This window comes from Micromonospora sp. CA-248212 (assembly GCF_050948405.1).
Lineage (GTDB): Bacteria > Actinomycetota > Actinomycetes > Mycobacteriales > Micromonosporaceae > Micromonospora.
The window spans coordinates 6431998-6456879 of the sequence record NZ_CP192023.1; the positions used below are offsets into that span (position 1 = coordinate 6431998).

Sequence of the window (24882 nt, forward strand, 5' to 3'; positions counted from 1 at the left end):
TTGGTGAGGTCCGTCGATTCAGAGCTGTTGGAGGATGCGCAGCGCGCGGCCGACCCGGAGCATCGTGTCGGTGTCGGCGACGTCCACGCACTCGGTGAACCACTTCTTCATGGGCGAGGAGATCCGGTCGGGCATCACCACGTACGCGCCCATCGGCACGGCCAGGGGCGAGTCGCGCAGCAGCGACTCCTCGACCACCTCGACGACGATCACGATGGGCACGTCGGTGGAGTTGTAGACATCCGAGCTGATCACCAGACCGAGGCGTTCCCGGGCGCCCTCGATGCGCCAGACCTCACCCCTGCGCAGCACGCGGCGGTTCACCGGAGAAGAGGTCGTTGACCATGCCCACCTCGCGGGCGTCGGCGAGGGCGGCGGACTCCAGGTCGAGGCCGGCGCGTCCCACGGCGGCGGCGTGCGCGGTGAAGACCTCGCGCAGCGCCTTCTCCCGGGCGGCCTGGTCCATCCACGCCGAGAGGGACAGCCCTTCGCGCTTGGCGAAGCGTCGGGCCTCCTCGATCGTCTCGTCCGTGAACGACAGCGTCACCTTGGCAGTCATGCCGGTGAGACTACCCATCGGTATGACTGTCAGTCATCCACGCGGTGGCCGGCTCGCTCCCGGGTGTCGAAACGTGCATATCGTCAGCGGGCACGTCCGCCGAACACCGCGAAACGCCACTCCTTGAAGTAGCAGTCGACGTCGACCAGGCCGGCCTCGTCGAGCCATCGGCACTGGTCGGCGACGGTCGCCGGAAGGTCGTAGCGCATGCGGCCCCGAGAGGCGGCGATCTCCTCCGGCGACGACCCCAACTCGGCGATCCGCGCCATCCACACCTCGTCGTAGCGCTGGTCGAGCGCGGGAGTCGGCCCCGCGACCTGCTCGGCGTTGACGAACACCCCACCGGGCGTCAGGGCGGCGGCGGCCCGCCGGTAGAGCGCCCGCTTGCCGTCGTCGTCCAGGTGGTGGATCGCGAGCGCGCTGACCACCGCGTCGTAGCGGCCGGGGGGCAGCTCGTCGGACAGGTCCGCCTGGACGGTCCGGTGCGGCACCGAACGCGCCGACAGCTCGTCGGTGGCGCGGGCCAGCATCGCCGGCGCGGCGTCCACAAGGGTCAGCCGGACCCCGGGCACCGCCGCGGCCAGCAGGAGCGAGAGCAGCCCGGTGCCCGCGCCCAGGTCCAGCACCTCGGGGGTACGCCCCGCCGCCAGCGCGGCACGCAGCGGTGGTGTGGCCACCTCGACGGCCGTGCCGTAGAAGGCGTCGAAGCAGGGCACCAGCCGCCGCCGCGCCTCGTCGTAGGTGCCGGCCACCGCGTCGAAAACGTCCACCACACTCATCGCGCGCACTCCCATTTAGTGAGACAGATTTCCCACATTATAAGCGCCGATGGGCCAACGCCGCCGACCCCGGACACGCGAAAGCCCCCGGCACCCTTCGTGGGTTTCAGGAGCCGGGGGCCGCTACGTCTAGCTGTTCAGGCCGGGTCGTGTGCCTTCGCCATACCGACGAACGCCTGCCAAGCCGCTGACCCGAAGGCCAACACCGGCCCTGCCGGGTCCTTCGAGTCCCGCACACCGACGATGCCAGGCAGGTTGTCCGCAACCTCGACGCAGTCGCCGCCATTGCCGCTGCTGCGGGTGCTCTTACGCCACTGCGCGCCGGTCAGTTCCATGTCTTCGCCATCTCCGTAAGTAGCTCGACGGATTGCCAGTGGGACAACGCCTCACCGCGCACGTTCTCCCACGCGGCCAGCATCGCCGCTATGTCCTCAGCACCGGTGACGACCTGCCCCTGAAGCTGATTGTCGAGGTAACCGGCAATCCGATGCTCAGGCCCCACGGCGATCACGAAGGGTCCATTCAGGCCAGCGTACGCGCCGACGGTGGAGGGGACGATGTGCACGCGGACGTGCGGGGCCCCGCACGCGGCGACGAGGGCCCGTACCTGCTCACGCATGACGGCGCGTCCACCGACCGGCCGCCGCAACACGGCTTCGTCGACAACGGCGGTGAAGTGTGGCGGGTCTTCACGGGTCAGGATGCTTTGCCGGGCGAGCCGTGAGGCCAGGTGTCGCTCGACGTCGCTGCGGGCGATGACGTCGGCTCCGGCGAGCACGGCGCGGGCATATGCCTCGGTCTGGAGGAGGCCGGGGAGGACGGTCGACTGAAACGACCGCAGCGAGATCGCCTCGCGCTCAATCTCCTGCCATGGTCGGAACCAAATTGGCTCGCGGCGTCTTGAAGTGTCCGGCCAGATGTCCCCTATGGGCCGTCGGAGCGCACTCGCCGCCGCCTCCCGGTGTCGGGGGTGGGGAATGTGGTCGTGGTTCAGCCAGCGCGCGACCGTCTTCCGATCGACCCCGACCAGCCCTGCCAGGGACTCAATCGAATGACCCGTCTCTGCTAGCGCGGCGCGTAGCGCATCGTTCACGACTTCCCCCCTCGGATGCGCGGAATGTCTCGCGACCATATCGCTACGGGCTGTTCTTGTCCTGTTACTGCCCGCAAGGTGAGATCAGGCGGCGCGGCCGGTAGGGAGCAGAACCCGGCGGACGCGTTCGTATCGGGGCCGCCCCTGGCCCGTGGGCATCGCGGGGCGGCCCCTTCCCACAGTGACGACCAGGGGGAGAGCACCGTGCCGGACAAGCCGCCGGATCGGAGACCCACACCGAAGCCCACACCTCGGAAGCCACACACGGGTGACGTGCTGCACCTGACGCGTGCCGCGAGTGTGCAGTTCCTGCACCCGATCTTCGTCCGCGTGATTCGCGTGCTCGACTGGCCGACGTACGACGGGTGGCTGTGGATTGACGCTTACGAGCTGGCCCCGAATGGCGACGCGGTCGCGCGCCGATCCCTGTTCGTGATGCCGGTGGGCCTGATCTGGGCGGGCACGTCCGCCCCGGCGGCCCGTCGCTCGACCACCCGCACTCCCGTCAGGCGCGGTCCGGCGCGTGTTCGATGACCCGTCGTCCTCGCCCGCACCATCCGATGCGCCCGGCGTGGCTCTGCGGCAACTGTGCCGCTCCCTGGCCGTGCCCGCCGGCACAGCTTCACCTCGCGACCGAGTTCCACGGCCATTCGATCGCCCTGGCGTTCTACCTGGCAGCAAACATGCAGGACGCGGTTGCCGACCGGTACGCCCTGGGTCTTGATCCTGACCTGCGGGCACTTCACGCCCGGTTTCTGGGCTGGCTTTCGCTGTCCCGCCGACCGAACCGCGCCGACCTGGAGGGGTGACTGTCGGTCCGCCGCCACCTACCCGTCACGCCCGTTGCTCCCGTGCGGTGTGAGGCCCACTTGACAGGACCGAAACAGAAGGGACCCGGACTGGAAACTGCCCGGCGGCACGCTTTGCCGACATGACAGACGGTGCACGGCCGGCAACTCGATCGGGGCGTACGCCCCGGGAGGTGGCGACGCACTGCCCGTACTGCGCTCTCCAGTGCGGCATGACCCTGCGCGAGGACGAGGCAGGGGTGAGCGTGCTCCCCCGCCAGTTCCCGACCAACCGGGGTGGGCTGTGCCAGAAGGGCTGGACCTCGGCGGAGCTGCTCGACCACCCGGACCGGCTGACCAGCCCGCTGGTGCGTGACACCGTCAGCGGCGAGCTGCGCCCGACGACCTGGGACGCCGCGCTGGACCGGGTCGCCACCGGCGTACGCGCCATCCAGAACAGCTCCGGGCGGGACGCGGTCGCCGTCTTCGGCGGCGGCGGGCTGACCAACGAGAAGGCGTACGCGCTGGGGAAGTTCGCCCGGGTCGCACTGCGTACCCGCAACATCGACTACAACGGGCGGTTCTGCATGTCCTCGGCGGCCGCCGCCGGGATGCGCGCCTTCGGCATCGACCGAGGGTTGCCGTTCCCCCTGTCCGACCTGGGTCAGGCCGACACGCTGCTGCTGGTCGGCGCCAACCCGGCGGAGACCATGCCGCCGCTGGTGCGCTGGCTCACCGAGCAGCGCCAACGCGGCGGGAAGCTCATCGTCGTCGACCCCCGCGTCACCGCCACCGCCCGCCAGGCCGACCTGCACCTGCAACCGCTGCCCGGCACCGACCTCGCCGTGGCCAACGCGCTGCTGCACATCGCGCTCACCGAGGGCTGGGTCGACCAGGCGTACGTGGCCGAGCGCACCACCGGCTTCGACGCGGTCCGCCGCAGCGTTGCCGCCTGGTGGCCGGCCCGCGCGGAACAGCTCTCCGGGGTGCCGGTGGCCGATCTCGAGGCGACCGCCCGCGCGCTGGGCACCGGCGGCCGGGTGATCACCCTGACCGCGCGCGGAGCCGAGCAGCACGCCAAGGGCGTCGACACCGTCACCGCGTACGTCAACCTGGCACTCGCCCTGGGCCTGCCGGGCCGACCGGGCTCCGGGTACGGCTGCCTCACCGGCCAGGGCAACGGTCAGGGCGGGCGGGAGCACGGGCAGAAGGCCGACCAGCTCCCCGGCTACCGCAGGATCGATGATCCGGCGGCCCGGGAACACGTCGCGGGCGTCTGGGGCGTACCGGCCGACGAGCTGCCCGGTCCCGGTGTGCCGGCGTACCAGCTCCTCGACTCGCTCGGCACCGCCGACGGTCCCCGGGCGCTGCTGGTGTTCGGCTCGAACCCGGTGGTCTCCGCTCCCCGGGCCGCCCGGATCGAGGGCCGGCTACGCGACCTCGACCTGCTGGTCGTCGCCGACCTACTGCTCTCCGAGACGGCGGCGCTGGCCGACGTGGTGCTGCCCACCGCCCAGTGGGCCGAGGAGGACGGCACGATGACCAACCTGGAGGGTCGGGTGCTGCGTCGGCGCGCGCTGCGCCCACCGCCGCCGGACGTCCGCACCGACCTGGCCATCCTCGCCGACCTGGCGGGACGCTTGGGCGACGCCGAGACGGCGGCGGCGCGGTTCCCGACCGACCCGGCCACCGTCTTCGGCGAGCTGCGCCGCGCCTCCGCGGGCGGCATCGCCGACTACGCCGGCATCACCTGGGAGCGCATCGACGCCACCGACGGCGTCCACTGGCCGTGTCCCAGCGCGGACGGGCCGGACACGCCACGACTCTTCGCCGACAGGTTCGCCACCCCGGACGGCCGGGCCCGGTTCCACCCCGTCGACCACCGGCCGGCCGCCGAGGAGGTGTGCGCCACGTATCCGCTGCACTTCACCACCGGCCGGGTGCTGGCCCAGTACCAGTCCGGCACGCAGACCCGCCGGGTACCGGCGCTGCGTCGCGTGGCGGCCGAGGCGTTCGTCGAGCTGCACCCCGACCTGGCCGCCCGGTTGGGCATCGACGACGGCGACCCGGTGCGGGTCACGTCCCGCCGGGGCGAGCTGCGCGCCCCGGCCCGGCTCAGCCCGGGTATCCGGCCGGACACGGTCTTCGCGCCATTCCACTGGCCGGGCGCCGGGCGGGCCAACTCGGTGACCAACGACGCGGTTGACCCGATCTCCGGGATGCCCGAGTTCAAGATCTGCGCGGTCCGGGTGGAGAAGGCATGACCGCCCGGGTGGTCATCGTGGGCAACGGCATGGCCGGCGCCCGGCTCGCGACCGAGCTGCACGCCCGCGGGGACGAGCGCAAGGTCACCGTCCTCGGGGCGGAACCGCACCGCGCGTACAACCGGATCATGTTGTCCACGCTGCTGGCGGGCCGCATCGACGAACCGGACGTGGAGCTGACCGAGGCCGCCGGGCACGGCATCGACCTGCGCTCGGGCGTGACGGTCGCCGCCGTGGACCGGTCCGCCCGCGAGGTCCGCACGGCCGACGGCGAACGGATCGCCTACGACCATCTGGTGCTGGCCACCGGCGCGCGGGCGGTGGTGCCGCCCCTGCCCGGCCTCGACCCGGCCGACCTGCCCCGGCGGGTCGTCCCCTTCCGCACCCTGGACGACTGCCGCCGCATCCTGGCCGTGGCGCGCGACGCACGCGCCGCGATCGTGCTCGGCGGCGGGCTGCTCGGGCTGGAGGCCGCCCGGGGCCTGGCCACGCGCGGGCTGGCCACCACCGTGGTGCACCCGACCAACCACCTCATGGAACGGCAACTCGATCCGGCGGCCGGCACGGTGCTGGCCGGCACGCTCGCCGGGCTCGGCGTCACGATCCAGCTCGGGGTGCCCGCCACCGGGGTGGCGGCGGACGACAGCGGCGTCCGACTCGACCTGGCCGACGGCCGGTCGCTGCACGCCGACCTGCTGGTGCTCTCCTGCGGGGTACGCCCGGACACCGCCCTCGCGCAGGCCGCCGGGCTGGCCGTGCGGCGCGGCGTGGTGGTGGACGACCGGCTGCGCACCAGCGACCGGTCCATCTCGGCGCTCGGCGACTGCGCCGAGCACGACGGGACGCTCACCGGACTGGTCGCGCCCGCGTGGGCCCAGGCGCGGGTGCTCGCCGACGTGTTGACCGGCACGGACCCGCTCGCCCGGTACCGGCCCCGCCCGGTGGTGACCCGGCTCAAGGCGGCCGGGATCGACCTGGCCGCGATGGGCGAGGCGGTCGGCGGCCCGCCGGGCGAGGAGCTGACGTTCACCGACCCGACCCGGGGCACGTACGCCCGGCTGCGCATCCATGACGAGCGGTTGATCGGCGCGATCCTGCTCGGCGACAACCCGGCGATCGGCACGGTGATCCAACTTTTCGACCGGGGTCACCCGGTACCGGCCGACCGGCGGGCCCTGCTGCTCGGCCGGGCGCTCGGCGGGGCCGTCTCGACGCCGAGCGCGTCACCGGCGCTGATGCCGGACGCGGCCGTCGTCTGCCAGTGCAACAACGTGACCAAGGGAGCGCTGGTGCGCTGCTGGCGCTCCGGCGCGCGGACGGTCGACGCGGTGGTGGCGGGCACCCGGGCCGGCACGGGATGCGGCGGATGCCGCGACGCGGTCGGCGGCATCGTCGACTGGTTGTCCGAAGCGGAATCTGTGGAGGTGACGCGATGAGCGGCGCGGACCTGGTCGTCGTCGGCAACGGCATGGTGGGGCAACGCTTCGTCGACGCACTGCGCGCCCGTGACCCGCAGGGCCACTGGCGGGTCACGGTACTGGCCGAGGAGAGGCGTCCGGCGTACGACCGGGTGCGTCTCTCGGCGTACTTCGACGGGGTGAGCGAAGAGGAACTGAACGTGCACACCCCGGACGACGGGGTGCGGCTGCACCTCGGTGAGCCGGCCACCGCCATCGACCGGGAACGGCAGGTGGTGAGCACCGCCGAGGGCGACTACCACTACGACGCGCTGGTGCTGGCCACCGGGTCGTACCCGTTCGTGCCGCCGGTGCCCGGGGCCGACCTGCCCGGCGTCTTCGTCTACCGGACGCTCGACGACCTGGCGGCGATCCGCACGTACGCCGCCGGTCGGCGGGTCGGCGCGGTGATCGGCGGCGGGCTGCTCGGGCTGGAGGCGGCGAACGCCCTGCGCCTGCTCGGCCTGAGCACCGACGTGGTCGAGTTCGCGCCCCGGCTGATGCCGGTGCAGGTGGACCAGGCCGGCGGCGCGATGCTGCGCCGCTACGTCCACGACCTGGGTGTGCGTACCCACCTCGGGGTCGCCACCACGGCGATCCGCGCGGGCGCCGACGGCACGGTGGCCGCGTTGGAGCTGTCCGACGGCCGGGTGGTCGACGCCGAACTGGTCGTGGTGGCCGCCGGCATCCGACCCCGCGACGAGCTGGCGCGGGCCGCCGGGCTGCCGTTGGGTCCGCGCGGTGGGGTGCTGGTCGACGAGACCTGCCGCACGGCCGACGAGCGGGTCTGGGCCGTCGGCGAGTGCGCGGCGGTCGACGGCACCTGTCACGGCCTGGTGGCACCGGGGTACGCGACGGCCGAGGTGGTCGCCGACCGGCTGGTCGGCGGCGCGGCGACGTTCCCGGGCGCGGACACCGCCACGAAGCTGAAGCTGCTCGGGGTGGACGTGGCGTCGTTCGGCGACGCCCACGGCACCACCGAGGGCTGCCTGGACGTCACGTTCACCGACCCGGCCACCCGCGTGTACGCCAAGCTGGTCCTCTCCGACGACGCGCACACCCTGCTCGGTGGGGTGCTGGTGGGCGACGCCAGCGCGTACCCGACGCTGCGGGCCAGCGTGGGTGGCCCGCTGCCGGCCGCGCCGCTGGCCCTGCTCGCCCCCGACGGCGGCGGCGCGGACGCCGGGACGCTCCCCGCCGCCGCGCAGGTCTGCTCCTGCAACGCGGTGACCCGGGGCGACGTGGACGCCGCGATCGCCGGCGGCTGTTCGGACGTGCCGGCGCTGAAGGCGTGCACCAGGGCGGGCACGAGCTGCGGCTCCTGCGTGCCGATGCTCAAGCAGCTTCTCGACGCGGCCGGGGTGGCACAGTCCACGGCGCTGTGCGAGCACTTCGACGTGAGCCGCCGCGAGCTGTTCGAGATCGTGCGCGTACGCGGCATCCGCACCTTCTCCCGGCTGGTCGCCGAGCACGGCCGGGGACGCGGCTGCGACATCTGCAAGCCCGTGGTGGCCTCGATCCTGGCCTCGCTGGGCAACGGGCACGTGCTCGACGGCGAGCAGGCGTCGTTGCAGGACACCAACGACCACTTCCTGGCCAACCTGCAACGCGACGGCAGCTACTCGGTGGTGCCCCGCATCCCCGGCGGCGAGATCACCCCGGAAAAGCTGATCGTGATCGGCGAGGTGGCCCGGGACTTCCAGCTCTACACGAAGATCACCGGTGGGCAGCGGATCGACCTGTTCGGGGCCCGGGTGGAGCAGCTACCGCAGATCTGGCGACGCCTGGTCGACGCCGGCTTCGAGTCCGGCCACGCGTACGGCAAGGCGCTGCGCACGGTGAAGTCCTGCGTCGGCGAGACCTGGTGCCGGTACGGCGTACAGGACTCGGTGGGGTTGGCCGTGGCGCTGGAGCTGCGCTATCGCGGGCTGCGCGCCCCGCACAAGCTCAAGTCGGCGGTCTCCGGCTGCGCCCGCGAGTGCGCCGAGGCCCGCAGCAAGGACTTCGGCATCATCGCCACCGAGACCGGCTGGAACCTCTACGTCGGCGGCAACGGCGGCTTCCGGCCCCGGCACGCCGACCTGTTCGCCACTGATTTGTCAACAGAAACCCTGATTCGACTAATCGATAGATTTTTGATGTATTACATCCGCACCGCCGACCGGCTGCAACGCACGGCCGGCTGGATCGAGGCCATGGACGGCGGCCTGGACCACCTGCGGGCCGTGATCGTGGACGACTCGCTCGGCATCTGCGCCGACCTCGACGCGGCCATGGCACAGCACGTGGCGTCGTACTCGGACGAGTGGCGCGACGTGCTGGACGATCCGGAGCGGTTGCGCCGCTACACCTCCTTCGTCAACGCCCCCGACGTGCCCGACCCGTCCATCACCTTCGCCGTGGAGCGCGGCCAGCCGGTGCCGGCGCGCGGCGGCACCCCACCCGACGGCCACGGCCGTCGTCCCGTCACGCTCGGCCTTCCGGAGGTACGGCGATGAGCATCACGATGACCACCAGGACCACCCTCGGCTGGACGGCGGTCTGCCCCCTCGACCGGCTGGAACCGGAGCGGGGTGTCGCCGCCCTGGTCGACGGCGTGCAGGTGGCTCTCTTCCACACCGTGGACGGGCTGTTCGCGATCGACAACCGTGACCCGGTCACCGGCGCGTACGTGCTGTCCCGGGGCATCGTGGGCAGCCGTGGCGGAGTGCCGACGGTCGCGTCGCCGCTGCACAAGCAGGTGTACGACCTGCGCACCGGCGAGTGCCTCGACCTGCCCGGGGTGACCGTGGCCCGGCACGACACGCGCTGCCACGACGGGATCGTCGAAGTGCGGTTGCGACGGGAGGACTGATGCGGGAAGAACTGGCCGGCTTCACCATCGGGGTGACCGCCGACCGGCGGCGCGACGAGTTGGCCGCGCTGCTCGAACGCCGGGGCGCACGCGTGGTGCTCGCCCCGGCGCTGCGGATCGTGCCGCTGTCCGACGACAGCGAACTGCGCGAAGCGACCCGCGCCTGCCTCGACCAGCCACCCGACATCCTGATGGCCAACACCGGCATCGGGATGCGCGGGTGGCTGGAGGCGGCCGAGGGCTGGGGGCTGGCCGAGCCGCTGCGTTCGGTGCTCGCCAGCTCGTACGTCGTCGCCCGGGGTCCCAAGGCGCGCGGCGCGATCCGTGCGGCCGGCCTGCACGACCAGTGGTCACCGGCGTCGGAGAGCTGCGACGAGGTGGTCGACCACCTGCGTCGGCGGGGGGTGGCCGGGCAGGTGATCGCCATGCAGTTACACGGTGAGCGGCAGCCCGAGTGCACCCTCGCGCTGGAGGCGGCCGGCGCGACGGTGATCGAGGTGCCGGTCTACCGCTGGGCGCCACCGACGGACCCTGCTCCGCTGCACCGGCTGATCGACCTGATCGCCGGCCGGCTGGTGGACGCGGTGACATTCACCTCCGCGCCGGCGGTCGAGGCGCTGCTGCGGGCGGCCGGCGACCGTACCGACGCGGTGGTGTCCGCGTTCCGCACCGACGTGCTGGCTTGTTGCGTCGGCGCGGTGACCGCCGAGCCGTTGCTCCGGCTCGGGGTGCCGGTGAGCGCGCCCGGCCGCGCCCGGCTGGGTGCCCTGGTTCGCACCATCGTCGACGAGCTGCCCCGGCGGACCGTGACCTTCAAGGCCGGCGGCCACCTGCTCACGTTGCGCGGGCACGCCGCGGTGATCGACGGCGACTTGCGGCCCCTCGCTCCCGCGCCGATGGCCGTGCTGCGGGCGCTGGCGCAGTCCCCGGGCCGGGTGCTGTCGCGTACCGCCCTGCTGCGGACCCTGCCCCGGGGCGCGGACGAGCACGCCGTGGAGATGGCGGTGGCCCGGCTGCGTGCCGGTCTGCGCGCGCCCCGGGTGGTGCAGACCGTGGTGAAGCGCGGCTACCGGCTCCGGGTCGACTGAAACGCGCCACGGCCGGCTGTCGCCAGCCGGCCGTGGCCGTGGGTTCAGTCGGCCGTGACCGTGGATCCAGCCGGCCGTGACCGTGGGTTCAGCCGACCGGCGTGGGGAAGCCCCGGCCGTGCTCCGCCTGGAGGCGGAGCATGGCGTGCTCGACCACCGTCACCAGCACCTGCTTGACCGAGTCCCGCTGCCGGGCGTCGGTCATGACCAGCGGCACCTGCGGCGAGATGGCCAGCGCCTCGCGGATCTCCTCCAGCTCGTACTGGGGAGCGCCGTCGAAGTTGTTCAGCGCCACCACGTACGGCAGGTTCCGGTTCTCGAAGTAGTCCAGCGGGGCGAACGCGTCCGTGATCCGACGGGTGTCCACCAGGACGGCGGCACCCACCGCCCCTCGGATGATCTCATCCCACATGAACCAGAAGCGGGTCTGACCCGGCGTACCGAACAGGTACAGGATCAGGTCCTGGGCCATGGTGATACGACCGAAGTCCATGGCGACCGTGGTGGTCTCCTTGCCGGGCACCTTGGACGGGTCGTCGATGCCGACACCGGCCGCGGTCATCACCGCCTCGGTCGTCAACGGCGTGATCTCGGAGATCGCGCCGACCAGGGTCGTCTTACCGACGCCGAAACCGCCCGCGACGACGATCTTCGCGGAGACGATTCCCCGGCTCGGCTGCCGCCCCCAGCGGGGTCATAGCCTGCGAAGTCCACTTAGCACCCTTCCAAGCAGTTCCATCCGCTCCTCGAACCCCTCGGCGGGAGCAGCAGTGTGTAACGTCAGCAGGCTCTCGGCCACCATGTCGGCGACCAGCACCCGGGCGACGCCCAGCGGCATCCGGGTGTACGCGGCGATCTCCGCCAGCGACTGTGCACGGCCCTCGCAGACCGTGGCGATTCGGTGCTTGTCGTGCCCCGCGAAACGGGACTCGGCAACCTGGGTGGGAGAGGAGGTGAGGACCGCCTCGAGGGCGATGTCCTGCCGGGGCTCGGTACGACCACGGGTGACCGCGTACGGACGCACCAACGCGCCACGCGGGTCAACGCGTCGTTGGTCCATCCCCGATCACCTCCTCGTCTCCCGCGGAGCCGGTAGAGACCGCCTCCCCTCCCTGCTCCGGCGCGCGGTCCGCGCGCCGGACTGTGGCGCTACGAACGCACCGCGTCCCGGGGCAGCGGCACCAGCGCCGCGCCCACCCGTTCCACCAGCAGCGCCATCTCGTAGCCCACCTGGCCCACGTCACAGCTCCGCGCGGCCAGCACGGCCATCGACGAACCGTCGCTGATCGACATGAGGAACAGGTAACCGCTGTCCATCTCGATGACGGTCTGCAACACACCGCCCGCGCTGAACATCCGGGCCGCACCCTCGGTCAGGCTCACCACGCCGGAGGTGATCGCGGCGAGCTGGTCGGCCCGGTCCCCCGGCAGGTCCCGGGAGGACGCGAGCAGCAGCCCGTCGGCGGACACCGCCACCACGTGGGCGATACCGGCCACGCTGTCGGCGAAGTTGGTGAGCAGCCAACCCATGTCCTGCATGGCAGCTGGCCTGTTCATCGGCTCTCCTTGGTCGAGGTGCTGTTCAGGTCCGTACCAGCCGACCTACCGCGCTGCACGCCACGGTGGTAGGCCGACAACAGGCCGCGTACTTCGTCGGGGGTCCGCCGGCTGCGGTCCCGGCCACCCTTCGGTTCGATACCGCCCGGCACGAGCTGCGCCTGCGGCACCCGCTTCGGCAGACCCGAGCGGGTGGTGCCGGCGGGGGCCGGCTCGGCGGCCCGGCTGGCCAGCGTCCACCCCTCGTCGGCCGCCGTGCGCCAGGCGTCCGGGTCCGGGGCCGGCGGCGCGGCGGCCGGCGCGGGAGCCGCGACGGGGGCCGCCGGAGCGGCCGGCGCCGGGGCGTAGGACGGTGGTGGCGTCGGCGTCGAGGCGGTACGACCGCCGGCCTTCGCGGTGCCGAATCCGTCCATGCTTCCCATGCTCTGCGCTCCGGTGCCCTCGGAACTGCCCGGGGTCCGGGTGGGCAGCGGCGGTCGGGCCGGCGCTTTCGCGGCGCTCGACGGGCCACCGTTGGTGACCCGCGTGCCGGCGTCGGCCGGCGGGGGCGGCGTGTCGAACTGCGGCCGGGTGAAGATCGCGGTGGCGTCGTCGCCGTGCGACCGGAACCAGACCGCCTCCATCTCCCGGAAGATCGGCGCTTCGGCGGGGAACTCCGGCCGGTTGCTGACCGGCGCGGCCGGCGTCGGCGGCGCGACCGGCGCGGCGGGCCGCACGGGCGGGAGCGACGGCGTGGCGGGCTGCACGGGCGGGAGCGGCGGCGCGGGCGGCGCCGGCGGGGCGACCGCGCCCGGCCCGGCGACCGGACCGACCGGCAGCACCGACGCGCTCCGGGCGTCCGTGGTGTCGGCCGCCGCGCCCCGCCGGGGCAGCGCGTCGATGGTCGGGTACGCCACGGTGGGGCTGCCCGCCGAGGTGCCGTTGCCGTTGCCGTACGACGGTCGCGCGGGCGGTGCCGGCGCGGCCGGCGCGGCGGCGGGCGGCACCGTCGGACGCGCACCGGTGTATCCGCCGGCCTGCACGGCCGGGGTGGTGTCCCGCGTGTCGAGTGGGGACTGCCACTGCGCGGGCGCCGGGGCGTTGCTCCGCCACTGGTCCGGCAGCGTGGCCGCCGTGGTGGTCGCGCCGGCGTACGACTCGGCGTGGCCGACCGGGGTGAGCGGCGTCTGCTCGACGGCCATCGGCTGACGCGGGCGGGTGAGCACCTGCTCGCGTCCCCGGCTGCTGGGCAGGATCACGGTGGCGGCGGGCAGCGTCACCTGGGCGACCGTGCCGCCCTCGACGTTGCGGCGCAGCTCCACCCGGATGCCGTAGCGGGACGCGAGCCGGCTCACCACGGCCAGGCCCATCAGCCGGAACGCGGCGACGTCCACGCTCGGCGGGGCGGCCAGCCGACGGTTGAGCGAGTCGAGCTGCTCGTCGGTGAGGCCGAGGCCGCGATCCTCGATCTGGATCAGCACGTAGTCGCGGATGCGGCGACCGTCGGCGACGACCGTCGTGTTCGGCGGCGAGAACCGGGTGGCGTTGTCGAGCAGTTCGGCGACGAGGCGTACGACGTCGTTGACCGCGTGCGCGGCCACCGAGATGTCGGTGTCGACGGTGCCGAACTCGATGCGGTTGTACAGCTCGACCTCGGACTGGGCGGCGCGCAGCACGTCGACGACGAGCGCGTCGTCGCGGCGCGGTACGGCCGAGTCCGCGCCGGCCAGGACCAGCAGGTTCTCGTCGTTGCGGCGCATTCGGGTGGCCAGGTGGTCCAACTCGAAGAGCTGGGCCAGCCGCTTCGGGTCCTCCTCGCCGCGCTCGATCGCGTCCAGCTCGCCGATCATCCGGTCGACCAGGGTCTGACTACGGCGGGCCAGGTTGAGGAACATCGCCGAGACGCTGGTACGCAGCGCGGCCTGTTCGGCCGCAACCCGGACCGCCTCCCGGTGGACGACGTTGAAGGCCGACGCCACCTGGCCGACCTCGTCGCGGCTGTTGAGCTGGATCGGATCCCGGACCTGCCGGACGATCTCGTCCACACCGCCGTCGCCGACGCTGCCCATGTTCTGCAGTCGCTGCACGGCGTCCGGCAGGTCGTGGTTGGCCACCGAGAGCGCGCCCTCGCGCAGGCGGCGCAGCGAGTGGTTCAGCGACCGGGCCAGCACCACAGCCAGCGACACGGCGATGATCAGGGTGAGCAGCACCAGGATCGACTCGACCACGGCCTGCCGGATGACGTCCGAGCGTGCCTCGTCGGCCTGGTCGAGCAGCCGGTCCTGCAGTTGGATCTCGGCCCAACGCATCAGGTCGTTCACCGCGCCGATGGCCGCGGTGGCGTCCTGCGCGCTCACCAGCGCGCGCTGCCCGACGGAGCGAGTGATGTCGGTGGCGACCCGGTCGGAGAGGCCGACGGCGTCACCGGAGACGGTGCTGTCGACCAGGGCCCGCTGCACGGGGTCGGCGGCGAGCGAGAAGGCGACGAGCGCCTCCTGCTGGCTGGTCAGCGTGGCCACGAAGGAGGAGAACTGCTCCGGGTCGAGCTGGCCGGCGGTCAGCGCGGTGAAGGCGACCGCCTCCTCCTCGGCGACGGACGCCTTGGCGCGGGCGAAGGCGGCGACGGCGCGGCGACTGTCCGCCAGGCTCTCGTCGCCGGGTAGCTGGGCCAGCCCGTCGCCGTAGCTGATCAGATCGGTGAGGATGACGCCGTAGCGCAGGACCGCCTCGGCGACCGCCATCTGCCGGCGGTCCAGCACCTCCTGGCGGGTGCCGTCCAGGGTGGCCAGGTGGTCGTCGATCGCCGCCAGCCGGTCCCGCACCGCCGTCGGCACCTCGCCGATCCGGTCACGCTCGGCGCGGTACTCGTCCACCCGCTGCTGCGTCTGGCGTACCCGCAGGTTGTACGCGTCGGCCGGCTGCTGCGGAGTGGCCAGGTAGGCCGCCGCCGCCATCCGCTCGGCCTGCAGATCCTGGGTCAGCGCGCTGACGTCGATGGCGAGCGCGGTGAGCGACCGGGCCCGGGTGGCGTCGTAGGCGCCCTCGCCGATCGAGATGAGTCGGACGGTGGCGAGCGCGATCACCGCGGCCACCGGAACGACCAGGATCAGCGCCAGTTTGGACCGGATCCGGGCGTCCCGCAGCCTCGGCATGCGCCGGCGCGTACGCCCGGTATCGCCGCCGATCGCGGGCAGGGTCGTCGGTCCGGTGCTCACGACATCGCCTCCGTCGTTTCTTCCCCGCCTGACCCGCCGAGCCGTGCCGGGAGCGGAGGGGACCACGCGCGGCACGGCCGCGATTTCATCAGAGAAGATCGTGTTTGGGAAGCCGCAGTGAGGTAGGAAACGGTCGGACGGCGCGGAACCCTTGATCCGGTCAACTGATACCTTCATTTCCGCAAGCCCCTGATCAGGGCATGTAACTCCAGAGTGGTCACGCGTGTATGCAAAGTGAGGTTTTGCAAACATTGCGTTACCCCAGCATGTGGGATGACCGTCCCGAAAATGCAACCGGGGTCCGCGCTTGACCACAGCGCCGGCCATTGGCAAGGTTTTGCAGGCTTCGCGCACACACCGTACGGCAGAGGAGATCCCGTCCTCCACTGAGGACGGATTAGCGGCGGTGACCGGGCAGCGCCCGCGCCCGCACCTGGAGGACTGAGTTGAGCCCCATCCGCTCCGCGACCATCGCGGCGCTCGCATCGGCCCTCGTGGCCACCACGCTCACCGGCTGCCAGTTCGGCGAAGCGGAGCAGGACACGAGTCCGATCGTGATCGCCGCCGACCTCGAGCTCTCCGGTGCCGCGGCACCAATGGGCCGGGCATACCAGCGCGCGCTGGAACTCAAGAGAGACCAGTTGAACTCCTCCGGAGCACTGAACGGCCGGAAGATCGACCTTAGGATCAAGGACAACCGTTCCGACGCTGCCGAGTCACTGCGCAACATCGCGGACTTCAGCAGCGATTCCCGGGTCAGCGCGATCGTCATGGGCGGTTGTAGCGAATGCGCGGTCGGCGCGGTCGGCGTCATCAACGAGAAGCGGATTCCCACCATTGCGCTGGCCGCTTCCGGGGCGATCTCGAGCCCGGTCGCCGACCGGCGCTACGTGTTCAAGCTGGGCCCGAACGCGGCCGACAGCGCCTCGGCGCTCACCACCGAACTGCGTCGCAAGAACGTCCGCAAGGTCGCCCTGCTCGCCAGTAACGACGACTACGGCCGCGAGGGCGTCCTCGCGCTGCGCCGCGAACTGGGCAAGACCACCATCAAGGTGGCCGGCGAGGAATCGGTGAAGACCACCGACACCGAGGTCGGCCAGCAGATCGGCAAGCTCGTCAAGCTCAAGCCCGACGCGCTGGTCGTCTGGACCCCGCCGGAGCAGGCCGCGCTCGCCGCGACCAGCGCCCAGCAGGCCGCGTTCCGCGGGTCGCTCTTCTTCGACGCGGGAGCGGCCGGCGACCTCTTCCTCGGCGCGGCGGCCCGGGCCACCGAGAAGGCCACGATGGTCTTCACCCAGACCATGGTCATCGACGACGTGATCGCCACCACGCCGGCGAAGGCGGCCCGGCGGCAGTGGTTCCAGGACTACACGGCCCGCTTCGGCGGCTACAACGGCTCGTCCTCCTTCGCCGCCGACGCGATCCAGCTGATCGCCGACGCCGAACTGCGGGCCGGCGGCCCGGCGGGGAAGGTCGACCGGGACGGCATCCGGGACGTGTTGGAGACGTCCCAGATCGACGGCCTCTCCGGCCCGATCCGCATGACGCCCGACAACCACTCGGGGCTCATGCCGCAGGCGCTCACCACGCTCGTCGCGCGCAACGGGCGCTGGCGGCTCGCGGGGTAACCCGCCAAGATCCACGCAACTTCGGTGATACTGCTGCCTCCGCCACTCGGGAAGCAGCAGTATCACCGAAGTTGTGACTGGTAGACGACCGTGCCGGGCTGCCCAAGATCTACCCTGGCCTCCCGCCTCACCGGGTCAGCGGCTGCTGGTGGTCTCTCGTACCCAGGGCAGCGCGATCCGCTCGACGAGCACCAGCGCGGAGTAGAGCAGGATGCTGACCAGCGCCACCAGCATGATCGCCGCCCAGGCGGTGGCGGTGTCGCCGACGCCCGCGTACTGGGTGATCACGTAGCCCAGGCCCTTCTCCCCGGCCTGGAACTCGCCGATCACCGCGCCGATGGCCGCCAGCGGCATGGCCACCTTGAGCCCGACGAAGATCTGCGGCAGCGCCGCCGGGAACCGCACCTTGCGGAACGCCTGCCAACGGGAGGCGTTCCAGGACCGGACCAGCTCGGCCAGGTCGGCCGGCGTGGTGGTCAACCCCGTCGCGGTGGACAGCACGATGGGGAAGAAGCAGAGCAGGAACACCATGGTCAGGATCGGCTTCTGCCCCCAGCCCAGCGCCACCACCAGCAGCGGGCCCAGGGTGATCTTCGGCACGGCGTTCACCGCGACCAGCAGCGGCGTGAACATCCGCTCGACCGTGTGGGAGCTGGCCAGGGAGAGTCCGATCAGGACACCGGCGGCGGCCGACAGGACGAACCCGATCAGGATCTCCAGCAGGGTGGCCCAGGTGTGCTCCAGCATCTGGGCGGGCTTGTCGACGAACGCGCTGAGCACGTCCCCCGGCGGCGGCAGGGCGGCCGGGTGGACCAGCTCCAGCCGGGCGACCAGCCACCACACGGCCAGGGCGACCACGAGACCGGCCGCGGGCAGCAGCGCCGCCCCGGTCCCCGCCCGCAGGCCGGCGCCCCGACCCGCCCGACGCGCCTGGCGGCCGGCGCCCGAGGGTGCGGGCCCCGTCACCACCGGCTCGGCTGAGCGGACGTCGGTCATCTTGTCCTCCTCGTTGTTCGCCGGCCCGCAAGGGCCGACAGGATTCGCCGGCCCCGAGGGCCGACAAGCGACGGGGGTACGCCCCACCGGAGACCGGTGGAACGTACCCCCTGGTGACGACCGGACGATCAGGCCTTCGGCGCGAGGCTGAAGTCGATGATCTGCTCGGGGGTGATGTTCTGCTTGAGCGCGCCCGCGCCCTGCAGGATCGCGATGCTCTTCGCCACCCGGCCGCTGTCCAGCGTGCCGATCGCGGTGCCGGAGTTGCCGGAGCGCACGTACGCGGCCATCAGGTCCAGCTCGGCGGCGGCGGCCACCGGGTTGGCGGCGTCGACGTTCTTCTTCAGGATCTCGCCGGCCTCCTTGGAGTTCGCCAGGCTGTACTCGAGGCCCTTGAGCAGCGCTGCGGTGAACCGCTTCACCATCTCGGGCTTCTCCTTGGCGATCTTGCTGGAGGTGATCAGCACGTTGCCGTAGAGGTCCTGCATCACGTTGCTGTACGGCAGCATGACGGCCTTCTTCTTGGACACCGCCTCGATCGTCGGCTGACCGACGACGAACTGGCCGATGCCGTCCACCGAGCCGGAGGCCAGCGTGCCGATCAGCGCCTGCGCCTCACCGTTGACCCAGGTCACCTTGCTGGCGTCCACACCGGCGAGCCGGGCGTACGTCGGGAACAGGTTGCGCACCACGGAGCCGGGGGTGTCGGCGAGCTTCTTGCCCTCCAGGTCCTTGGGCGAGTTGATGTTCTTGCCCTCGACGGTGGCGATGCCCGCCATCGTGCGCTGCTGGATCGCGGCCACGGCGGTGAAGTCCTTCGCCTGACCGTTGCCGAGCTGGAGCAGACCACCGGTGAGGTCGATCGGCCCGAAGTCCGCCTGACCGCCGACGACCGTCTGGATCACGCCGCCGGTGCCCTGGCCGGCCTTGATCTCGACGTCGAAGCCGGCCTCCTTGAAGAAGCCCTTGTCCTTCGCCACCCAGGCGTAGGAGTCACGGCCGAAGTTGCCGAAGGAGGTGAGGTAGGTCACCTTCTCCAGTGCTCCGTCTTTGCCACCCTTGGCGTCGTCGGACGAGTCCGACCCGCTGCTGCAGGCGGAGACGAGGGCGAGGGCAGTGGCCAGCGCGGCCGTAGCGACCGTACGGGTCAGCCTTCTCATCAGTAGCACCATGTCCTTTCCGACCGGGGCCGCAGGCCACCGGAGGGGGTTGTCGCGGCGGTACCGGCGGGAGGGGCAAGCCGGGCACCGCCATCGTGAGGGGACTCTTCGCGGGCACAGCGTACGAGAAACCCACAGTTGCGACGCCAGGCGTACCGGGTTGCGGATCGGAAACAACCTGACGACGACCCCGGACGGTGCGACATGTCAACAGGGCGGCTAGCCTTTGTCGGATTCCTGACCGTCCACTCAGCGGAGGTCCGCCGCAGATGATCCGACTGTCCGGGGTGTCGCGTACCTTCGAGGGCCGGTCCGGCCAGGTCGAAGCCCTACGCGGCATCGACCTCGACGTCGCCGAGGGCGAGTTCGTCGCCGTCCTCGGGCGCTCGGGCTGCGGCAAGTCCACCCTGCTGCGGCTGATCGCCGGGCTGCTCCCGCTGACCTCCGGCGAGATCACTGTGGCCGGTACGCCGATTACCCGACCCCGCCGCGACATCGCCATGCTGTTCCAGAAGCCGGCGCTGCTGCCCTGGCGCAGCGTGCTGGACAACGTCCTGCTGCCGGTGGAGATCTTCGGCTGGAGTCGCGCCAAGCACCGCGAACGGGCCCGGCAACTGCTCGACGTGGCCGGCCTGGCCGGGTTCGAGAAGCGGCTGCCGCACGAACTCTCCGGCGGCATGCAGCAGCGGGTGTCGCTGTGCCGGTCGCTGATCGGCGAACCCCGGGTGATGCTGATGGACGAGCCGTTCTCCGCGCTCGACGCGCTCACCCGCGAGGAGCTGTCCGGCGAACTCCAGCGCGTGCACATGGAGAACAAGCCCACCATCGTCTTCGTCACCCACTCGATCGACGAGGCGGTGCTGCTCGCCGACCGGGTGATCGTGCTGAGCCCCCGGCCCGGCCGGATCCGCAAGGTGGTCGAGGTGGCCATTCCCCGTCCACGCACCCTGGGCCGCAACGCCCACCTCGCCGACGTCGCCCGGGTCAGCGCCGACCTGCACGAACTGTTGATGGAACGCGACCAGCCGGCCACGGCCGGCGCGGAGGGACGATGACCATGCGGGTGTCGGTGTTCACCGAGCCGCACCGGGGTGCCGACTACGACACCCAGCTCCGGTTCGCCCGACTGGCCGAGGCCGGTGGCTTCGAGGGATTTCTGCGGGCCGACCACTACCAGTCGATGGGCGACGACCCGGGCCTGCCCGGCCCGACGGACGCCTGGCTGACCCTCGCCGCGCTGGCCCGGGAGACCGAACGGATCCGGCTCGGCACCCTGGTGACGTCGGCCACCTTCCGCCTGCCCGGCCCCCTCGCCGTGCTGGTCGCGCAGGTCGACCAGATGAGCGGCGGCCGGGTCGACCTCGGCATCGGCGCCGGCTGGTACCAGCGGGAGCACACGTCGTACGGCATCCCGTTCCCGGCCGTCGGCGAACGCTTCGACCGGCTGGCCGAGCAGCTTGAGGTGATCACCGGGCTGTGGTCCACCCCGGTGGGCGAGACGTACAGCTTCACCGGTGACCACTACCGGCTGGTGGACGCGCCCGCGCTGCCCAAGCCGGCGCAGGTGCCCGGCCCGCCGATCATCGTGGGCGGACGCGGCCCCAAGCGGACCCCCGAGCTGGCCGCCCGGTACGCCGACGAGTTCAACATGCCGTTCAAGTCCGTGGCCGAGACCGCCGGGGCGTACGACCGCGTTCGGGAGGCGTGCGACCGTACCGGTCGGGCCGAGACCGGGCGAGCGCCGCTGGTGCTCTCCGCCGGCATCGTGGTGGCCATCGGGCGTACCGACGCGGAGGCCGCCCGACGGGCCGCGCCCCTGCACGAGAAGAGCGCGCTGCCGCCGGAGGACCCGGTGGTCGGCTCGCCGGCACAGCTGGTGCAGCGGATCGGCGAGTTCGCCGAGATCGGCGCGAGCCGGGTGCACCTGCGCCTCACCGATCTCGACGACCTCGACCACCTCGAGCTGATCGCCGCCGAGGTGCTTCCCCAACTGGACGGTGGACGATGACCGACGTGATCGACGGCACCGAACTCGGGCCCGTGGGCCAGGAGGTCGTGTACGAGAACGACCGGGTCCGGGTCTGGCACATCCGGCTCGAACCGGGTGAGCGTCAGCCCCTGCACCGGCACGACCACCCCTACCTGGTGGTGGCGATCCAGGGCGCGAAGAACGTCGTGCAGACGATCGACGGGACCCGGATCGACGCCGACGAGCCCACCGGCGGTGTCGTCTATCGCGACCCCGGCGCGGTACACATGCTCACCAATGTCGGGGACACGACATACCTGGCCCGACTGGTCGAACTCAAGTAGACCCGCCCGGCGTGCCCCGGCGCGCCGCGCGGCGCGCCGGTGGCGATCGGGTGTACCAGGTGCGTAACGTGCCCGACATGGCCTATCGGACCTGGGGCAGACTGCTGCTCACGGCGCTCGGGGTGAGTGTGCTGGCCGGAGCCGGCCAACTCGGCGTCGCGTACGGCTTCGGCATCGTCCGGCTCACCGGCGCCTTCACCGGCTCGACGGTAAACCAGTGGCCGGCCCAGCTCGTCTGGGTGGGCTGGTTCGCCGCGAACGCCGCCGTGGCCGGCGCCGTCCTGACCGGACGACTGGCCCGCCGGGACACCCCGCCGGCCAGCACCGGCCGGCACCTCGCCATCGCTGGCGCTGCCGCGCTCGGCGCCACCGCCGTCGCCCCGCTCTGTATGCAGCCCGCCCGAGCCGCCGAGTTGATCTCGGTGGACCCGGTCTGGGCGGTCGGCATCTGCGCCATCCTCGGCGCGGTCATCGGAGCGGGCGCGGCCATCGCCGTACTGCTCCGGCCGGTGCTGGGCTGGAACATGGCGGCCGTTGCCGGGACGATCTGGCTGCTGGCGCTGGTCTCCGTTCTGCCGTCGCTCGGCACGGCCGGCCCGCTGCCCACGGTCCGACTCGGCGTACTCGAACCGAACTGGCTCAACGACGCGGCCGCGCAGCGCCTGGCGCTGCTCGTGCTGCCCCTGGTGGCGTTGCTCGCGGGCGCGGCGACCGCCGGACTGGCCCGGTGGCGCGGCCAGATACCGCTGATCAGCGCGGCGACCGGGGTGGCGGGTCCGGTGCTGGTGGCGTTCGCCTACCTGACCGCCGGCCCCGGCGACGCCGTCGACCGCTACCAGACGACCCCCTACTACGGCGCGCTGATCGCCGTCCTCGCCGGCGCCCTCGGGGCTGCGGCGGCCGCCCTGCTGCGCTGGCCCGTCGGCGTCCGCGCCGCCGACTCCGAGGCGATCGCGCCCACCGACATCCTGCGTCCGCTGCCCACCGGCCCGACGCTGCCGGGCGGTGACCAGGCGACGCCGGCGGACCAGGCCGAGGACCACCCCGGGCCCGCCGGCCGACAGCTGGTCGAGACGGCTGCGGGTCCGCGTGCCGGTGACGACACCACCGGTGTACGCACCGTCCCCGCCCACTGGGACTGGCCGTCTGCCACGGTGAGCGGCCAGCACGGCCCGGTCCCCGCCGACGCGACGCGCGCGGGCGAGACCCCTCGACCCGCCGGCCCCCGCCAGCGGTCCGACGCCGCCGGGTCGGCAGCGGACGCCGCGACTCCGGACCCGTTCGCCACCGGCGCACGGCACGACCGCACACCGGCCCGCGCCTCCTGGCTGACCGACCCGACCGGCGAGTTCACCGCCGGGCGGCAGCCGTCGAGCCGCGACGAGGACGCGACCGGCGGTGCCGCCGACCCGGCCCGTACCGCTGCGACGTCCACCACGCCCGCATCGGCAGCCGTCAGCCCGACGCCCACCACGCCCGCATCGGCAGCCGTCAGCCCGACGCCCGACGCGGGCGGCGACGGCGCGACAGACAGCGCGACGACCGGCTGGGACAAGCCGGGCAGCGACCGCACGACGATCAGCGCCACGCAAGCGCCGCCCGACATGGAAGCCCCGGTCGGCACGGACGGCTCCGGTGACACGAGCACTCCGCTTGCGGGCGCCACCGTCACTCCGGTCGCCCGTAGGGCAGGCACGCGGGCCAGGGGCGGCGCGGGCACGCCGAGCGCGGGCGACACCGGCGAGCCGGTCGCGACCAATTCCGGCACCCCGAGCACGCAGGGCACGAATCCGCAGGTCGTGGCCGATGCCGGCACGCCGAGCACAGGCCCGCAGGTCGTGGACGTGGCTGGGCCGAGCACGGGTCCGCAGGTCGTGGAGGTCGCCGGCACCACGAGCACGGACAGCGCCGCCGACACGGACAGCGCCGCCGACGCGGGCAGCGCCGCCGACGCGGGCAGCGCCGCCGACGTGTCCGCGCCCAAGCCGCGTCGCTCACGCAAGCCGAAGTCCGTACCGGCCGCCACCTCGACGACCGCCACCTCGACGACCGCGGCCGAGGACGGCACGGCAGCGGCCACCGGGACGAACACCAACGCGACGGCAACCGCCGGAGCGGCGCCCACCGGTACGAGCACCGAAGCGACGACCGGCGGACGCGCCAAGCGGACGGCCCGCGCCGGCAAGGGCGCCGACGTGACAAGCGCCGACCAGCCGCTCGGCCAGGACGCGCCGCGCCCCTCCCCCGAGGGTGAAGGCGTCGAGCCCGGCGAAGCGGCACGGACCGCTGGAGCGGAACCCGACGCCCTGGCCGCCGAAGAGGGTGCGGTCCTGCCCGCCGACGGCTCCATCCCGGTCGCGGAGCCCGGGGCGGGCCGCCGCACCGGACCGGCGACGGCGGAGGGTGGCACCGGCGCTTCGCTGTTCGGCGAGCCGACTGCGGGCGACGCGGGGGCCGACCGGTGGACGCCGGCAGCGCCGGCCTGGTCGGCCACCCCGTCGTGGAACACGACGTCGACCGACCCGGAACCGGCGGATGCGCCCGTGAGCGCCGAGGAGTCGACCGACTGGACGCCCCGCTTCCGGCACCGGGCACCCCTGCCCGACCTGAGCCGGGTGCCCACCTGGGACGCCTTCGACACCACCCGCCGCACCAGAGCATCGGATCAGAGCACCGGTACGCCGGACCAGAACACCAGCGCGGCCGAGGCCGGCACCGCCGGACCTGCTGTCAGCACGCCGGTCCAGACCCCCGCCGGTACGACCGACCAGGCCAGGGCGATGGCCGCCCTGGCGAGGTCCATCGTGCCGCCGTCGATCACTCCGGTCGTACCGGAGCAGGGCGACGCGTCCACCACCGCCGGCAGGGCCGAGCCGGCGAACGACCCCGCGCGGACGTCCACGGACGACGGGCGGTCCTCCCGGCGAGGGCGGCTCGGCGGGCTGTTCCGGCGTAACCGGGTGCGGGCCGACGAGGAGAGCCGGCCCGCGCCCGATGCGGCGGAGCCGCTGCCCTCGCAGGACGAGGAGTTCGTCGACTGGGTCGCCGGCCTGAGCAAGCCGGTCACCGACAACGAGCCCGAGCAGGAGAGCGGCCGTCGCTCGCTGCGCTCCACCGGCCGCCACCACCGCGACTGAACCGACCGACCCCGG

At 72.7% G+C, this 24882-nt stretch carries 22 protein-coding genes and 1 pseudogene; 12 read left to right on the forward strand and 11 right to left on the reverse strand.

Going from position 1 to position 24882, the window contains the following annotated elements:
- Nucleotides 1-18: 18 nt before the first annotated feature.
- The 5 genes from ACQP03_RS30210 to ACQP03_RS30230 form a co-directional block, all read right to left on the reverse strand.
- A complete protein-coding gene (locus ACQP03_RS30210; RefSeq protein WP_396832848.1) occupies nt 19-312 on the reverse strand; it encodes a hypothetical protein in 294 nt (97 codons plus the stop codon).
- Nucleotides 296-559 carry a DUF6364 family protein gene (locus ACQP03_RS30215; protein WP_357126411.1) on the reverse strand — a complete coding sequence of 88 codons (264 nt, stop codon included), beginning with the start codon at nt 557-559 and terminating at the stop codon, nt 296-298. Before ACQP03_RS30215 ends, ACQP03_RS30210 begins: the two co-directional genes overlap by 17 nt.
- 83 nt (nt 560-642) lie before the next feature.
- A complete protein-coding gene (locus tag ACQP03_RS30220) occupies nt 643-1338 on the reverse strand; it encodes a class I SAM-dependent methyltransferase (RefSeq protein ID WP_357126414.1) in 696 nt (231 codons plus the stop codon).
- Nucleotides 1339-1475: 137 nt separating this feature from the next.
- The gene (locus ACQP03_RS30225) at nt 1476-1673 is read right to left on the reverse strand and encodes a DUF397 domain-containing protein (protein WP_357126417.1); all 198 of its coding nucleotides are present in this window, start codon (nt 1671-1673) and stop codon (nt 1476-1478) included.
- Nucleotides 1664-2431 (reverse strand): helix-turn-helix domain-containing protein, encoded by a 768-nt coding sequence (locus tag ACQP03_RS30230; RefSeq protein ID WP_357126420.1) that lies wholly within the window; start codon nt 2429-2431, stop codon nt 1664-1666. The genes ACQP03_RS30225 and ACQP03_RS30230 overlap by 10 nt, the downstream gene beginning before the upstream one ends.
- Before the next feature lie 273 nt (nt 2432-2704).
- Here ACQP03_RS30230 and ACQP03_RS30235 point away from each other — a divergent pair, with 273 nt between their 5' ends.
- The 7 genes from ACQP03_RS30235 (at nt 2705) to ACQP03_RS30265 (ending at nt 10882) form a co-directional block, all read left to right on the forward strand.
- Nucleotides 2705-2965: a hypothetical protein gene (locus tag ACQP03_RS30235; protein ID WP_357393835.1), complete on the forward strand. Its 261-nt coding sequence runs from the start codon at nt 2705-2707 to the stop codon at nt 2963-2965.
- 26 nt (nt 2966-2991) lie between these two features.
- Nucleotides 2992-3240 (forward strand): hypothetical protein, encoded by a 249-nt coding sequence (locus ACQP03_RS30240; RefSeq protein ID WP_396832838.1) that lies wholly within the window; start codon nt 2992-2994, stop codon nt 3238-3240.
- A 212-nt stretch (nt 3241-3452) separates the two neighbouring features.
- Nucleotides 3453-5483: a molybdopterin oxidoreductase family protein gene (locus tag ACQP03_RS30245; protein WP_433461230.1), complete on the forward strand. Its 2031-nt coding sequence runs from the start codon at nt 3453-3455 to the stop codon at nt 5481-5483.
- Complete coding sequence (locus tag ACQP03_RS30250; protein WP_433459291.1) at nt 5480-6919, forward strand: FAD-dependent oxidoreductase; 1440 nt, start codon at nt 5480-5482, stop codon at nt 6917-6919. The genes ACQP03_RS30245 and ACQP03_RS30250 overlap by 4 nt, the downstream gene beginning before the upstream one ends.
- Nucleotides 6916-9438 carry a nitrite reductase large subunit NirB gene (nirB, locus tag ACQP03_RS30255; RefSeq protein WP_357126434.1) on the forward strand — a complete coding sequence of 841 codons (2523 nt, stop codon included), beginning with the start codon at nt 6916-6918 and terminating at the stop codon, nt 9436-9438. Before ACQP03_RS30250 ends, nirB begins: the two co-directional genes overlap by 4 nt.
- An 8-nt stretch (nt 9439-9446) precedes the next feature.
- Nucleotides 9447-9794 (forward strand): nitrite reductase small subunit NirD, encoded by a 348-nt coding sequence (gene nirD, locus ACQP03_RS30260; RefSeq protein ID WP_357126595.1) that lies wholly within the window; start codon nt 9447-9449, stop codon nt 9792-9794.
- A complete protein-coding gene (locus ACQP03_RS30265) occupies nt 9794-10882 on the forward strand; it encodes a uroporphyrinogen-III synthase (RefSeq protein ID WP_355050730.1) in 1089 nt (362 codons plus the stop codon). Before nirD ends, ACQP03_RS30265 begins: the two co-directional genes overlap by 1 nt.
- An 88-nt stretch (nt 10883-10970) precedes the next feature.
- On the opposite strand, the pseudogene ACQP03_RS30270 reads toward ACQP03_RS30265, so the two are convergent.
- The 4 genes and pseudogenes from ACQP03_RS30270 to ACQP03_RS30285 form a co-directional block, all read right to left on the reverse strand.
- Nucleotides 10971-11596: pseudogene (locus ACQP03_RS30270) on the reverse strand (GTP-binding protein).
- Nucleotides 11577-11942, reverse strand: coding sequence for a DUF742 domain-containing protein (locus ACQP03_RS30275; protein ID WP_282305307.1), 366 nt, complete (start codon nt 11940-11942; stop codon nt 11577-11579). Before ACQP03_RS30275 ends, ACQP03_RS30270 begins: the two are co-directional and overlap by 20 nt.
- An 89-nt stretch (nt 11943-12031) precedes the next feature.
- Nucleotides 12032-12439 (reverse strand): roadblock/LC7 domain-containing protein, encoded by a 408-nt coding sequence (locus ACQP03_RS30280; RefSeq protein ID WP_007465177.1) that lies wholly within the window; start codon nt 12437-12439, stop codon nt 12032-12034.
- On the reverse strand, nt 12436-15633 hold the full coding sequence (locus ACQP03_RS30285) for a sensor histidine kinase (protein ID WP_433459294.1): 3198 nt from the start codon (nt 15631-15633) through the stop codon (nt 12436-12438). Before ACQP03_RS30285 ends, ACQP03_RS30280 begins: the two co-directional genes overlap by 4 nt.
- Before the next feature lie 446 nt (nt 15634-16079).
- Here ACQP03_RS30285 and ACQP03_RS30290 point away from each other — a divergent pair, with 446 nt between their 5' ends.
- On the forward strand, nt 16080-17261 hold the full coding sequence (locus ACQP03_RS30290; RefSeq protein WP_357126444.1) for an ABC transporter substrate-binding protein: 1182 nt from the start codon (nt 16080-16082) through the stop codon (nt 17259-17261).
- A gap of 135 nt (nt 17262-17396) precedes the next feature.
- On the opposite strand, the gene ACQP03_RS30295 is transcribed toward ACQP03_RS30290, so the two are convergent.
- Complete coding sequence (locus ACQP03_RS30295) at nt 17397-18257, reverse strand: ABC transporter permease (RefSeq protein WP_357174385.1); 861 nt, start codon at nt 18255-18257, stop codon at nt 17397-17399.
- A gap of 128 nt (nt 18258-18385) precedes the next feature.
- On the reverse strand, nt 18386-19417 hold the full coding sequence (locus tag ACQP03_RS30300) for an ABC transporter substrate-binding protein (RefSeq protein ID WP_355050735.1): 1032 nt from the start codon (nt 19415-19417) through the stop codon (nt 18386-18388).
- 269 nt (nt 19418-19686) lie between these two features.
- Between ACQP03_RS30300 and ACQP03_RS30305 the strand changes: the two genes are divergently transcribed.
- From ACQP03_RS30305 to ACQP03_RS30320, 4 genes are all read left to right on the forward strand, one after another.
- On the forward strand, nt 19687-20472 hold the full coding sequence (locus tag ACQP03_RS30305; protein ID WP_357126451.1) for an ABC transporter ATP-binding protein: 786 nt from the start codon (nt 19687-19689) through the stop codon (nt 20470-20472).
- A gap of 2 nt (nt 20473-20474) precedes the next feature.
- On the forward strand, nt 20475-21425 hold the full coding sequence (locus ACQP03_RS30310; RefSeq protein WP_433121876.1) for an LLM class F420-dependent oxidoreductase: 951 nt from the start codon (nt 20475-20477) through the stop codon (nt 21423-21425).
- The gene (locus tag ACQP03_RS30315; RefSeq protein WP_355050737.1) at nt 21422-21730 is read left to right on the forward strand and encodes a cupin; all 309 of its coding nucleotides are present in this window, start codon (nt 21422-21424) and stop codon (nt 21728-21730) included. The genes ACQP03_RS30310 and ACQP03_RS30315 overlap by 4 nt, the downstream gene beginning before the upstream one ends.
- 77 nt (nt 21731-21807) lie before the next feature.
- A complete protein-coding gene (locus ACQP03_RS30320; protein WP_433459298.1) occupies nt 21808-24867 on the forward strand; it encodes a hypothetical protein in 3060 nt (1019 codons plus the stop codon).
- The last annotated feature ends 15 nt before the right edge of the window (nt 24868-24882 follow it).

What these genes read in the sequence shown, in the direction of transcription:
- ACQP03_RS30215 (WP_357126411.1), bottom strand. Translation starts at nt 559, where the DNA reads ATGACTGCCAAGGTGACGCTGTCGTTCACGGACGAGACGATCGAGGAG.
- ACQP03_RS30220 (WP_357126414.1), bottom strand. Translation starts at nt 1,338, where the DNA reads ATGAGTGTGGTGGACGTTTTCGACGCGGTGGCCGGCACCTACGACGAG.
- ACQP03_RS30225 (WP_357126417.1), bottom strand. Translation starts at nt 1,673, where the DNA reads ATGGAACTGACCGGCGCGCAGTGGCGTAAGAGCACCCGCAGCAGCGGC.
- ACQP03_RS30240 (WP_396832838.1), top strand. Translation starts at nt 2,992, where the DNA reads ATGCGCCCGGCGTGGCTCTGCGGCAACTGTGCCGCTCCCTGGCCGTGC.
- ACQP03_RS30245 (WP_433461230.1), top strand. Translation starts at nt 3,453, where the DNA reads ATGACCCTGCGCGAGGACGAGGCAGGGGTGAGCGTGCTCCCCCGCCAG.
- ACQP03_RS30250 (WP_433459291.1), top strand. Translation starts at nt 5,480, where the DNA reads ATGACCGCCCGGGTGGTCATCGTGGGCAACGGCATGGCCGGCGCCCGG.
- nirB (WP_357126434.1), top strand. Translation starts at nt 6,916, where the DNA reads ATGAGCGGCGCGGACCTGGTCGTCGTCGGCAACGGCATGGTGGGGCAA.
- nirD (WP_357126595.1), top strand. Translation starts at nt 9,447, where the DNA reads ATGACCACCAGGACCACCCTCGGCTGGACGGCGGTCTGCCCCCTCGAC.
- ACQP03_RS30265 (WP_355050730.1), top strand. Translation starts at nt 9,794, where the DNA reads ATGCGGGAAGAACTGGCCGGCTTCACCATCGGGGTGACCGCCGACCGG.
- ACQP03_RS30275 (WP_282305307.1), bottom strand. Translation starts at nt 11,942, where the DNA reads ATGGACCAACGACGCGTTGACCCGCGTGGCGCGTTGGTGCGTCCGTAC.
- ACQP03_RS30280 (WP_007465177.1), bottom strand. Translation starts at nt 12,439, where the DNA reads ATGAACAGGCCAGCTGCCATGCAGGACATGGGTTGGCTGCTCACCAAC.
- ACQP03_RS30295 (WP_357174385.1), bottom strand. Translation starts at nt 18,257, where the DNA reads ATGACCGACGTCCGCTCAGCCGAGCCGGTGGTGACGGGGCCCGCACCC.
- ACQP03_RS30300 (WP_355050735.1), bottom strand. Translation starts at nt 19,417, where the DNA reads ATGAGAAGGCTGACCCGTACGGTCGCTACGGCCGCGCTGGCCACTGCC.
- ACQP03_RS30305 (WP_357126451.1), top strand. Translation starts at nt 19,687, where the DNA reads ATGATCCGACTGTCCGGGGTGTCGCGTACCTTCGAGGGCCGGTCCGGC.
- ACQP03_RS30310 (WP_433121876.1), top strand. Translation starts at nt 20,475, where the DNA reads ATGCGGGTGTCGGTGTTCACCGAGCCGCACCGGGGTGCCGACTACGAC.
- ACQP03_RS30315 (WP_355050737.1), top strand. Translation starts at nt 21,422, where the DNA reads ATGACCGACGTGATCGACGGCACCGAACTCGGGCCCGTGGGCCAGGAG.
- ACQP03_RS30320 (WP_433459298.1), top strand. Translation starts at nt 21,808, where the DNA reads ATGGCCTATCGGACCTGGGGCAGACTGCTGCTCACGGCGCTCGGGGTG.